The sequence below is a fragment of the Nocardia sp. NPDC004340 genome (assembly GCF_053602575.1).
Map to the genome: position 1 here is coordinate 621,406 of NZ_JBSGDW010000005.1, position 11,747 is coordinate 633,152.

Consider the following 11,747-nt stretch of genomic DNA (forward strand, 5'->3'; position numbering starts at 1 on the left):
TCTGTCGGGCGATTCCGCCGAATGGGGGTGACGGTGTTGCCAAGTACTTGCTGATATCCATGGTGGGGTGTCGGGGCAGGGGAGGAATCCGTAGTTTCCGGTATTTCTGCTGGTCGACTACTTACGGATGGGCGGTGGGGGTGGCTAGTACGTAGGGTGGCGCGTATGTCGAGGAATCCCTTCTTTGAGCGCAGTGTGCTGCCGTATGAGCTTCCGGAGTTCGCGGAGATCGGGGACGAGCATTACTTGCCCGCGTTCGAGCGGGGGATGGCGGAGCAGCTGGCCGAGGTCGCGGGGATCACGGCAGGCGAGGGGGAGGTGACGTTCGCGAATACCGTTGAGGCGCTGGAGTTGTCGGGGCAGTTGCTGGGGCGGGTGTCGCGGGTGTTCTTCAATGTGGCGTCGTCGGATTCGACGGAGCGGACCGAGGCGATCGAGGCGGAGGTGTCGCCTCGGCTGGCGGCGCACGAGGATTCGATCCTGCTGGACGGGGAGCTTTTCGAACGGATCGAGGGGCTGTACGAGCGGCGCGGGGAGCTCGGGCTGGATGCGGAGCAGGTGCGGCTGCTGGAGCGGTATCGGCTGCGGTTCGTGCGGGCGGGCGCGCGGCTGGACGCGGGTCAACAGGCTCGGTTGCGGGAGTTGAATGCCGAGCTCGCGTCGGCGTCGACGCTGTTCAAGAAGAACAATCTGGCCAACACCAATGCCGCGGCGCTGATTCTGGATCGGGCCGAGCAGGTGGAGGGGCTGGCGGACGCGGCGGTGGCGGCCGCGGCCGAGAACGCGGCGGCGCTCGGGCATACGGGGGCGTGGGCGTTGAGCCTGCAGAATGTGTCGAACCAGCCGGTGCTGGCCGAATTGGCCGACCGGGATGTGCGGGAGCGCATGATGGCGGCGTCGCTGGGGCGCGGGTTCGGCGCGGACGGGGGTAATGCCGAGCTGGCGGTGCGGATGGCGGCGTTGCGGGCCGAGCGGGCGGCGCTGCTCGGGTACTCCGATCATGCGGCGTACGTGGTCGAGGACCAGACCGCGAAGACGGTGGACGCGGTGGAGGAGATGCTGGCGCAGCTCGTTCCGCCCGCGGTGGCCAATGCCGAGCGGGAACAGGGCGAACTCACCGCGGCCATGCGCGCGGCGGGCGACGACGAGGACCTGCGCTCCTGGGATTGGCAGTTCTGGTCGGAAAGGATTCGCGCGGAACAGTTCTCGGTCGACGCCGAGGCGTTGCGTCCCTATTTCGAGCTCGAACGCGTGCTGTGGGACGGCGTCTTCTTCGCAGCCGGTGAGGTGTACGGCGTCACCTTCCAGGAGCGCCCGGATCTGCTCGGCTATCACCCCGAAGTCCGGGTGTTCGAGGTCTTCGACGCCGACGGCTCCGGTCTGGGCTTGTTCCTCGGCGACTTCTTCGCCCGCCCGTCCAAGCGGGGCGGCGCGTGGATGAACAGCCTGGTCGGCCAGTCGACGCTGCTGGGCACGCACCCGGTCGTGGTCAACAACCTCAATATCGTGAAGCCGCCGGAGGGCGAACCGGCCCTGCTCACCTGGGACAACGTGCGCACCCTGTTCCACGAGTTCGGCCACGCGCTGCACGGGCTGTTCTCGAATGTGCGGTATCCGTTCTTCTCCGGGACGGCGGTGCCCCGCGATTTCGTCGAGTTCCCGTCGCAGGTGAACGAGATGTGGATGTCCCGCCCGGAGGTGCTGGCCAACTACGCCAAGCACGTCGAGACCGGGGAGCCGATGCCCGCCGAGCTGGTGGAGCGCATGCTCGAGGCGGGACAGTTCGGCGAAGGGTTCCGGACGGTCGAATACCTGGCGGCCGCGCTGCTGGACTGGGCCTGGCACCGCCTGCCCGCCGGGGCCACGGACGGCGTCGAGGCAGAAGCCTTCGAGGCAGAAGCCCTCGGCAAGGCCGGTGTCGCCCTGGCCGCGATCCCGCCGCGCTACCGCACTGCCTACTTCTCGCACATCTTCGCGGGTGGCTACGGCGCCGGCTACTACTCCTACATCTGGAGCGAGGTGCTCGACGCCGACACCGTCACCTGGTTCGAGGACGATGCCGCGTCGATCCGCGACAAGGGTGCGGCGTTCCGCCGGGAACTGCTCTCCCGCGGCGGGTCGGTCGACCCGATGGCGGCCTTCGAATCGTTCCGGGGCCGCCCGCCGATCATCGAACCCCTGCTGACCCGGCGAGGCTTGACCGCCTGACCGGGCCGCATCGGCTCACATCGGGTAGATGGCGTGCTTGCGCGGGTTGAATTCCGGCTTCACCTTCGGCTTGTCGCGGAGTAGTCGGAGGGCGTGGCGGATTTCCAGGCGGGTCCGGGACGGTTCGATCACCGCGTCGATGTAGCCGCGTTCGGCGGCGATCCACGGGGTCGCGATCGTCTCGTTGTACTGGTTGACCATGAATTCGCGGGCGGCGGCGCGGTGTTCCTCCGGCATCGCCGCCAACTGGCGCTTGCCGAGCAGGTCGACCGCGCTGTCGGCGCCGATCACCGCGATGCGGGCGGTCGGCCACGCCAGGCTGATGTCCGCGCCGACCTGCCGGGCCGCCATCATGCCGTAGGCGCCGCCGTAGGACTTGCGCACCACCAGGTTGATGATCGGGACGGTGGCCTCGATGATCGCCCGGGGTGTGCGGCCGCCGCGAATGATCACGCCGGCCGCCTCCTCCGCGAGACCCGGCAGCACGCCCGGGGTGTCGGCGACGAACACCAGCGGGATATTGAACGCGTCGCACAGGCGGATGAAGTAGGTCGACTTGTCCGAGCAGGCCGCGTCGATCGAACCGCCCAGCACCAGTGGCTGATTGGCGATCACACCGACCGGATAGCCGTCGACGCGGGCGAATCCCGTGATGAGATTCGGCGCGAATGCCGCTCGGATTTCATGGAATTCGCCGTCGTCGAAGAGGCGCAGCAGAATCTCGTGCATGTCGTATCCGGAGCGATCGGAATCCGGGATGACCGTGTCGAGTTCCAGGTCGTGCGCCGTGATCTCCGGTTCCAGACCGGGATTCACGATCGGCGGCTGCTCGAGGCAGCTGGTCGGCATATAGCTCAGGTAATCACGCGCCCACTTGTAGGCCTCTTCCTCGGTGTCGGCCACGTGGTGCAGGGTGCCGCGTTTGGCCTGCACCTCGGCGCCACCGAGTTCTTCGGCGCTCACGTCCTCACCGTTGACGGCCTTGATCACGTCCGGCCCGGTGACGAACATGTAGGAATCCTTGGTGCCGATGAGCACGTCGGTATTGATGGGCCCGTACACCGAACCGGCGGCGCATTTCCCGAGAATGATCGACACCTGCGGCACATAGCCGGACAGCTTCTCCAGCACCCGGGAGATATCGCCGAAGGAGGCGATGGAACCGACCGCGTCCTGGATGCGCGCGCCACCGGAATCGTTGATCGTCACCACCGGGCACGCGGTGTCGAACGCGAATTGCAATGCGCGCATGAACTTCTGCGCCGACGTCACCCCGACCGACCCGCCGTACACGGTCTGATCATGGGAGATCACCACCACCGGCCGGCCCCCGATCAGTCCGCGACCGGTCACCAGCCCGTCACCGTACAGCGCGTCCGGTTGCCCCGGCTGCCGAGCCAGCGCCCCCGTCTCGATGAATGTCCCGGGATCGAGCAGCATGTGCACCCGCTGCCGAACGCTCGGAATTCCCTTCTTCTCCCGCTTGACGACTCCGGCTTCCCCCGCCGGTTCCGCCGCGATCTCCAGGATCTTGGCCAGTTCATCGAGCTTCGCCCGCGTACCGATCACTTACTGCCACCTTCTGAGCCGAACCGTTGTGCATCAGCGAGGTTAGGCGGTATCGGCGGAAAACGGGGGCCCACCTTTTCGTCGGCACGGTTCGCGCAGGCGTCGGCTAGCGATACCAGACGCCGGAATCCCAGTTTCCGTAGTCGTTGACGTCGAAGTCATAGCGGAGGTGGGCGCCCTCGGCGTAACCCCGCCACGTGGCCGAGGCGTCGCAGATCGGGTCGTCGTGGTTGCAGACGGTGAGAACCGGGACGTTTCCGAACCAATCGTCCACACCGGCGAGGGGGTAACCGACGAGCGAATTGCCGGGCGTCGCGGACACCCCGCCGCCGCCGGGACCCGGGGCGCGCTTGGGGTCGGCCAGGAGAATGGCGTTCGCGTTCGCGGCGTTCGGGTGGTCGGTAATCCACGCGTGCACTATGGCCGCGCCCTGACTGTGGCCGATCAAGCGAATATGGTCGCCCGGGCATTCTGCTCGGTGTGACCAGAACAGCCGGTCGAGTTCGTCGATCGCCGATACCGGGGCGACGGAACTGTAGGTGATCACCCGGTCGGCATACGGGGTGAATGCCGACTCGACGTTGTCGCCACCGCCGATCCCTATGGTCCAGGTCCCGACACAGCTGTCCGCACCAGCCTGGGAGATCATCGCCGGGGCGATGGGGATGAGGATGTTCATCAGTAGCGCGGCGAGGAGCGCCATTGCTCTACCCATGGTCGTACTTTCTCGAACACGGCGAATCCGACTTCAGCTTACGCAAAAATGATCAGACCGGTTTGGTGGTTAATTCGGGGTTCTCCGGCGGGGTCGGGGATCGGTAATCTGGTGGGCACAACGGTCGCGGGGCAGATGGGGGCCGGCGGTGAGTGGCGCGGACTCGGACCAGTGGTTGCCTGCGCAGCCCGGGGGGATCAAGGACCTGCTGGCGTGGGAGATGGGGGACGGGACTGCGTATTTCGCGTCGGCGGGATCCGACGGGACGGTCAAGGTCTTCGACGGGGCGAGTGGTGAGTTGGTGGGGCGGCCGCTCGTCGGGCACGTCCACGCGGTGTTCACGCTGGGATATTGGCGGGAAGGCGAGGGGGTTCGTCTGGTGTCGTCGGGCACCGATGGGTTTGTCTGCGTGTGGGATCCACATGCCAGTGCCCTGATCGGCCGATTCGACACCGACCACCTGACCAGTGTGCGGTCGCTGGCGTGCTGGTCCGGGCCCGAGGGGGTTCGAGTCGCGACCGGCGGGTACGACGCGACGGTGCGGATCTGGGATCCGTTGACCGGCACGAGAATCGGTGAGCCGTTCGAGGGCCACACCGGTCCGGTAGCGGAGCTGATCTGCTGGGAAGGGGCAGACGGGGAGTGGCTGGTGGCGTCGGCGGGCGACGATGGCATGGTGCGGGTGTGGAATCCGCGGGACGGGTCGCTGGTGTGCGGGCCGCTCGACTCCGGGTCGGGCGTCGAAGACCTGTCGACCTGGTCCGGGCCCGAGGGATCGAGGTACCTCGCCGCGGGTAGTAGTCAGACCGGCATCGTGCACATCTGGGACCTCTCGACCGCGGGTTCCGCATCGGTGCGGATCGACGTCGGCAGGGGCTTGTGGGCCATGACGTCGTGGGCCGACGGAGTCAGGCTGCTGGCGACCGGTGATTCGGGCGGATACATCACCCTCTGGGACGCGGCCACCGGTCGGGAAACCGGTGTGCGACTGCGAGGGTCGCCGATGGCGGTGAATGCGTTGGCGCACTGGCGGACACCGCAGGGTGGCATTCGAATCGCGAGCGGGCTGGCGGACGGCCGGATCCGTGGCTGGGATATCGGCAGCGACACGGCAGTGTACGAAATCACCACCGGGCATACGGCTTCGGTGTGGAGCGTGGTGAGTTGGCAAACCGGTGCCGGGCAGCCGCGGCTCGCTTCGGCGGGTGCGGACGGTGTCATTCGGGTGTGGGACCCGGATTCCGGTCGGCTGCTGTGTGATTCGACGGAGTACCGAGGGCCCGGAGTCTGGGCGCTCGCGACATGGTCCGAACTGGACGGCCGCACGCGACTGTGTTCGGGCACGCTGGACGGCCGGGTCCGCTTCTGGGACGCGGAGACCTGCACGCCGATCGGTACGGAGTTCGTAGCGCACGTCGCGTCAGTGTCGGCCTTCGCGATCTGGCGCACGCCCGATGGAACGCTGCGACTCGCGTCGGGCGGCGATGAGGCGGTTGTGCGGGTGTGGGATCTCGCCACCGGTGACTCGGTGGGCGAGGCGATTCAGCATCCGGGCGGAGTAATGGTGCTGACCTGCTGGCAATCCGCGAACGGAGCCACGACGATGGTCTCTATCGCGGATCGCACGGTTCGGATCTGGGATCCGGACACTGGACTGCTGATCCGAGAAGAAGTGATCAATCAGGCCCGAGGGCTCGACTCCCTGTGCAGTTGGCAAGACGAGGCCGGCACCCACATCGCCCTCGGTGGCTACGACGGCATGATTCGCGTCTGGAATCTCGACACAACTCCAATCACCGAGACGGTTCTCAGCGGGCACATCGGCACGATTCGCGCACTGACCGCCTGGGTCCGTCCGGACGGTCGCGCCAGGCTGGCCTCGGCGGGCGCCGACGGGATTCGCGTCTGGGACCCCGCGTCCGCCCGCGCCATCGGTGCGGCGCTGACCAACCACCGCGCGGGCCTGCGGACCATGACCAGCTGGGAGACCGTCGACGGAGTAGTGCGCCTGGCCTCGGCGGGGGACGACGGCACCGTCAAGATGTGGGATCCCGAGCGCGGGATCGAACTGCGGACCGTGGAGGTCGGTGCGGTAGGCATCTGGGGGCTCTCGGACTCTCCCGCGCAGCAGGACCTGCTCGACCGCACGGTTCTCGTCAACGCGATCGCGGACCAGGTGAGTCCGCCGATCGGGTCCGCCGAGAACGATATGGCCGGACCCGCCATCGTGACGATCGAAGGCCCTTGGGGTTGCGGCAAGAGCACTTTGATGGAGTTGGTGCGGCAGAAGATCAGCGCGGGCTCGGATCACCCAGCGCACGAAGGGGTTCGGCCGCGGCGGTTGACTGTGCGCGGTGCGATGAAACTGTTGAAGCGTCCGGCACCGCCCGGGCCGGGGCCGGCGGCTGCACCGCGGCGCGGTGTGGTGACGGCCTGGTTCAATCCGTGGGCTCATCAGTCCGGTGAGCAGATCTGGGCGGGGTTGACCGAGGCGATCGTGGAGGCGGTCGAGCCCGCGTTGTATCCGAGTGAGGCTGAGCGGGAGCGGTATTGGTTCGCGCACAATATCGTGCGGCTGGATCGGTACGCGCTGTATCGGACTCTGCGCCGGCGGATCGTTTCGCCATTGTGGGGTGTGGCGCTGGTGACGGTGGCATTGCCGTTGGCGTTGGCGATCGGGCAGTTGGGGCGGTCGTTCCGATTGCTGGACTCGGCCGTGGCGGCGGTGCTGGCGGTGACGCCCGCGGTGGTGTTGTTGCTCGCGGGGGCGGTGCATTCGGCGTATCGGTACTTCCGGGGTTGGGCGGTCGGTTATTTGCCGTACGACGTGTTTTCGGGGCCGGTGAGTATGTCGGGGCTGTCGGTGCCGACGGCTGTGGAGCCGGGGGAAGCCGGGCCGATCGATCCGCTGCGGCAGGCCGCGCGGGGTTCGTTGTATCTGCATCAGCACGATGTCAGCGAAATGATGGCGGACGTCAATGCGGCCGGGTACAGCCTGATCGTGTTCATCGATGATCTGGATCGGTGCAGGGCGGCAACGATTTCCGAGGTCTTCGAGGCGGTGAATCTCTTCCTGACCGGATTGACGTCGGGTGGATATCACGCCCGGTTCGTCATCGGGGTGGATCCGGCGGTGGTCGCCGCGCATTTGGACAGCGCGTACGAGACGGTCGGTAGCCATCGAATCGGACCGCAGGGCGATGACCCGAGCATCGGGTGGGCGTTCCTGCGGAAGCTGGTTCAACTGCCGGTCACCGTGCCGAGGATTTCCAGCCAGGCGATTTCGAGCTTCGTCGACCGGGCGACCGGTGAAGTTGGTGCGATTCTCGCAGTACCTTTCAGTTCGGTCGAAGCAACCCCGGTCGGGGTACCCGGGCCACCCGCGAGCGAGAGTCCGCAGCCGGTCGTCGCGCAATCCGCCTCCGCCCCGGCCCGATCCGTGTCCCCGGCCCGTGCCTTGCTCACGGGCCGGACGATCGTTCAGACGGTGCCGTGGCGGCTGATGGAAAAGCATCCCCGGGTACGCGGTCTGCTGGTCGAGCGCCTGGCCGCCCAGCCCGATCGATCGATTCGAGAAGCCAAGCGGCTCATCAATATCTGGCAGCTCTACGAGCGGGTGTTGTCGGCGGGCGACCCGATCGACGATCCGGTGGCGCGCATCGATCGAGCCCGGCATCTCGTGGTGCTCGCCGAGATCATCGCCCGATGGCCTGCGCTGCAACCATTTCTGAACCGGCACGACGCCGAGCAGCACGGCCTGCGGATCCTTGCCGAAGCCGTCGATGACGACGAAGCCTGGCAGCTGGGTGTCGCGCGACTCGGGATCGATCCGGAGCGGCATCGGAAAGCCCTCGCCAACCTGCGCGGCCTGCTGGAGGCCTACGACGGTAAGGCGGTCGCGGATCTGGCACACCGCCTGATGTGACCCGGATCAGTAGTCGAGGGCGTGCTCGGGTTGGCAGACGTCGAGTGGGGAGGGGAGGTAGCGCACGATGGCGTCGAGGAGGGGGGCGGTGTCGTTGCTTCGGGGGGTGGCGCTGCACAGGACCGGGACTACGTCGCCCAGGCGGGTGAGGGAGCGGATTCGGCGGTGCAGGTGGTCGAGGGTCAGTTCGGTGGAGTCTGGGGTGTCTTCGGTGAGGGTGCGGATCAGGGCGTGGTAGCCGTGTTCGGCGGATTTCCAGTGGGGGCCGTAGATTTCGGCGGCCAGGGGTTCCAGGGCCCAGAGGGGGAGGAGGTCGATGACGCCCTCGAAGGCGGTCCCGGTGCCGAGGGGGAGTTGGAGGGTCAGGGGGATGGCGCCTCGGGTGTCGGCGATGGTGCGCAGGCAGCGGGGGAAGTTGGCGGTTGGATCGTCGAGGGAGGTGACGAGGCAGAGGCGCGCGACCTGGTGGTCGTCGGCGATCTGGAGGATCGTCTCCAGGCGGGGCGCGTTGGTTTCGGCGGCGTTCACGACGGCGATGACGCTGTCGGCGACACGGATGGCGCGTTGCAGGATCGGGATGGGGGCGTGGCTCGAGACCTCGGACAGGCGGATCGTGTGATCGGCTCGATCGGCGGACCAGCGCAGCTCGGGGCCTGGGTGGGCGGAGCCGTGCAGGCGGTGCAGCAGTCGGGTGGTGTCGGCGGGGTCGCCGATGAGCGTCACGTTGCGGATCGACTGCGGGTCAATAGCTTTGGTGGCCATCGCGGTGGGTTACTCCTCAATCCGAGGGTTCACCGTACCTCCGGGGGTGGATCGCGCGTGGGGAATTCGCCCCCAAAGTAGAACGTGTTCCTATACCGTCGGGCTTGTGCAGAAAGAACAACGCCCCGCCGTGGCCGACTGGTTCACTGCGGATGACGGTGTGGCGCGGCTGCGCGGCAGCCGCTGCAAGGAGTGCGGCACACCGTATTTCCCGAAGAACACCCTCGCCTGCCGGAACCCCCGGTGCGCGGGCCCGAAAGACGGCTCCGAGCTGGAGGACTACCTCTTCTCCACGCGTGGCCGGATCTGGTCGTACGCGGATGCCCGGTACAAGCCGCCCGCCCCGTATGTCTCGGGTGACCCGTTCGAGCCGTACGTGATCGCGGCGGTCGAGCTCGAGGTCGAGAAGATGGTCATTCTCGGACAGGTGGTGCGCGGGTTCACCGTCGACGACCTGGCCGTGGGCATGCCCGTCGAACTCGCCATCGGCACCCTGTACGAGGACGACGAGGCGGAGCACACGGTGTGGAAGTGGAGGCCGGTCAATGACTGACACGAATCGCGATATCGCCGTCCTCGGCGCGGGCATGCACCCGTGGGGCAAGTGGGGACGCAACTTCGTCGAGTACGGACTGGTCGCCGCCCGCGCCGCGCTCGCCGACGCCGGGATCAAGCACGAGGACGTCGGCTACATCGCCGGCGCGGACACCATCCGCAACGGCTACCCGGGCTTCGTCGCCGGCGCGACCTTCGCGCAGGCGCTGGGCTGGTCCGGCGCGCGCATCTCGAGCAGCTACGCCGCGTGCGCCTCCGGTGCGCAGGCCATCGCCAACGCGCGCGCCCAGATCCTGGCCGGGCTCACCGATGTGGCGCTGGTGATCGGCGCCGACACCACCCCGAAGGGCTTCTTCCAGCCGGTCGGCGGCGAACGCCGCGACGACCCGGACTGGCTGCGCTTCCACCTGCTCGGCGCGACCAACCCGATCTACTTCGCGCTGTACGCCCGCCGCCGCATGGCCTTGCACGGCGCCACGCTCGACGACTTCGCCGCGGTCAAGGTGAAGAACGCCCGCCACGGCCTGAACAACCCGAACGCGCGCTACCGCAAGGAGGTGTCGGTCGAGGAGATCGCCGCCTCGGCCATCGTCTCGGATCCGCTGCGGCTGCTGGACATCTGCGCCACCAGTGACGGCGGCGCGGCCCTGGTCCTCACCTCGATGGACTACGCGCGCAAGCACGGCATCGCCGACCCGGTCCGGATCAGCGCCCTGTCGACGGTCACCCCGGTCTTCCCGAAGACCGTGCTCGACCTGCCGGACTTCGCGACCGACTCGGCCCTGGCCGTCGAGCCGCCGCCGCACACCTTCCGGTCCTCCCTCGCGCACGCCGCGTACGAGGAGGCCGGCATCGGCCCCGAGGACCTGTCGATGGCGGAGGTCTACGACCTCTCCACCGCGCTGGAGCTGGACTGGTACGAGGACATCGGCCTGTGCGAGGTCGGTGGCGCGGAGGCGCTGCTGCGCAGCGGCGCAACCACATTGGGCGGCCGCGTCCCGGTCAACCCCTCCGGTGGTCTGGCCTGCTTCGGCGAGGCCATCCCCGCCCAGGCCATCGCCCAGATCTGCGAGCTCACCTGGCAGCTGCGCGGCCAGGCCGACGGCCGTCAGGTGGAGAACGCCCGCGCCGGCATCGCGGTGAACCAGGGCCTGTTCGGCCACGGTTCGGCGACCATCGTGACGCGCTGATTCGTTCGCGGCGAATACTTCGAGAACCCGGGCTTCGGCCCGGGTTCTCGTCGTTGATAACGACAATTCGGAACTGGGCAATTGTCCAGAATATGTGATTCCACCGTGAAATATTCTGCGCGGAACAAAAATGGCGGGACGCTGGTGGTCTTCGGTCCCGGGGCGAAGCGCGCGGTCGTGAACGATGCCGTGCTGACCACGCGGATCGCGCCGACCATCCTGAAGCTGGCCCGGCGGGCCGTTCTCGTTGTGCCCGGCCCGAATTGGTCAGTAGGGCAAAGACTCCGCTTCCGGGTTCCATGGTTCGAACCATGTACTTCGCGGATTGGGTGGCGGTGGACCGCTCCCCGGCGACTTATTCGCTAATGGGGACTATTCACAACCGCCGCCCGGGGGTCACTGTGGCGGGGATACCAAACGGTCCAAAACACTCATGTGAATTAGCGATATTTCATATGCTCTGGCGCGCGGAGTGGGACGACCTCGTCCGTTCCGACAACCTGGATAAGAGGGACAGTTTATGAAACGAACGATTCTTGTGGGCATCGCGTCGGCCGCGCTGCTCGGAGCCGGCATCGGAACGGCTGCGGCGGACGGGATTCCGCTCACCACTCCGGTGGATCTGCCCGTCACGTCCGGTTCGGCCTCGGAACTGGGCAACGCGATCGGCACCGGGTCGGTGGACCTCACCGCCATGGGCGCGGGCCTGGGCAGCGCGTTCGGCGGTGGGTACGCCAACGGCGTCCTGAGCACCCTCTCGGCCGGAATCTCCTCGCACTAGCGTCGGAGTGGACGACGGCGGTCGCCGGGCGGTTTCGCCCGG

At 67.4% G+C, this 11,747-nt stretch carries 8 protein-coding genes; 5 read left to right on the forward strand and 3 right to left on the reverse strand.

What is annotated here, in order from left to right; all coding sequences use genetic code 11:
• Positions 1-165: 165 nt before the first annotated feature.
• The gene (locus ACWEOI_RS23895) at positions 166-2,208 is read left to right on the forward strand and encodes a M3 family metallopeptidase (protein ID WP_452361051.1); all 2,043 of its coding nucleotides are present in this window, start codon (positions 166-168) and stop codon (positions 2,206-2,208) included.
• Positions 2,209-2,223: 15 nt separating this feature from the next.
• Here ACWEOI_RS23895 and ACWEOI_RS23900 read toward each other — a convergent pair whose 3' ends face one another.
• Together ACWEOI_RS23900 and ACWEOI_RS23905 are read right to left on the reverse strand one after the other, a co-directional pair.
• A complete protein-coding gene (locus tag ACWEOI_RS23900; protein ID WP_452361052.1) occupies positions 2,224-3,777 on the reverse strand; it encodes an acyl-CoA carboxylase subunit beta in 1,554 nt (517 codons plus the stop codon).
• A gap of 106 nt (positions 3,778-3,883) precedes the next feature.
• Positions 3,884-4,492: a cutinase family protein gene (locus ACWEOI_RS23905; protein ID WP_452361053.1), complete on the reverse strand. Its 609-nt coding sequence runs from the start codon at positions 4,490-4,492 to the stop codon at positions 3,884-3,886.
• Positions 4,493-4,640: 148 nt separating this feature from the next.
• Here ACWEOI_RS23905 and ACWEOI_RS23910 point away from each other — a divergent pair, with 148 nt between their 5' ends.
• Positions 4,641-8,417 (forward strand): P-loop NTPase fold protein, encoded by a 3,777-nt coding sequence (locus ACWEOI_RS23910; RefSeq protein ID WP_452361054.1) that lies wholly within the window; start codon positions 4,641-4,643, stop codon positions 8,415-8,417.
• 6 nt (positions 8,418-8,423) lie between these two features.
• Here ACWEOI_RS23910 and ACWEOI_RS23915 read toward each other — a convergent pair whose 3' ends face one another.
• Positions 8,424-9,179, reverse strand: coding sequence for a GTP-binding protein (locus tag ACWEOI_RS23915; RefSeq protein ID WP_433667030.1), 756 nt, complete (start codon positions 9,177-9,179; stop codon positions 8,424-8,426).
• 106 nt (positions 9,180-9,285) lie between these two features.
• Here ACWEOI_RS23915 and ACWEOI_RS23920 point away from each other — a divergent pair, with 106 nt between their 5' ends.
• From ACWEOI_RS23920 to ACWEOI_RS23930, 3 genes are all read left to right on the forward strand, one after another.
• Positions 9,286-9,732, forward strand: coding sequence for an OB-fold domain-containing protein (locus ACWEOI_RS23920; RefSeq protein WP_433591193.1), 447 nt, complete (start codon positions 9,286-9,288; stop codon positions 9,730-9,732).
• Complete coding sequence (locus tag ACWEOI_RS23925) at positions 9,725-10,924, forward strand: lipid-transfer protein (RefSeq protein WP_452361055.1); 1,200 nt, start codon at positions 9,725-9,727, stop codon at positions 10,922-10,924. Before ACWEOI_RS23920 ends, ACWEOI_RS23925 begins: the two co-directional genes overlap by 8 nt.
• Positions 10,925-11,444: 520 nt before the next feature.
• Positions 11,445-11,705 (forward strand): hypothetical protein, encoded by a 261-nt coding sequence (locus tag ACWEOI_RS23930; RefSeq protein WP_433667028.1) that lies wholly within the window; start codon positions 11,445-11,447, stop codon positions 11,703-11,705.
• Positions 11,706-11,747: the final 42 nt, after the last annotated feature.

Bases quoted from the DNA above. Each gene is read 5' to 3' on its own strand.
- ACWEOI_RS23915 (WP_433667030.1), bottom strand. From the start codon at position 9,179: ATGGCCACCAAAGCTATTGACCCGCAGTCGATCCGCAACGTGACGCTC.
- ACWEOI_RS23895 (WP_452361051.1), top strand. From the start codon at position 166: ATGTCGAGGAATCCCTTCTTTGAGCGCAGTGTGCTGCCGTATGAGCTT.
- ACWEOI_RS23905 (WP_452361053.1), bottom strand. From the start codon at position 4,492: ATGGGTAGAGCAATGGCGCTCCTCGCCGCGCTACTGATGAACATCCTC.
- ACWEOI_RS23930 (WP_433667028.1), top strand. From the start codon at position 11,445: ATGAAACGAACGATTCTTGTGGGCATCGCGTCGGCCGCGCTGCTCGGA.
- ACWEOI_RS23925 (WP_452361055.1), top strand. From the start codon at position 9,725: ATGACTGACACGAATCGCGATATCGCCGTCCTCGGCGCGGGCATGCAC.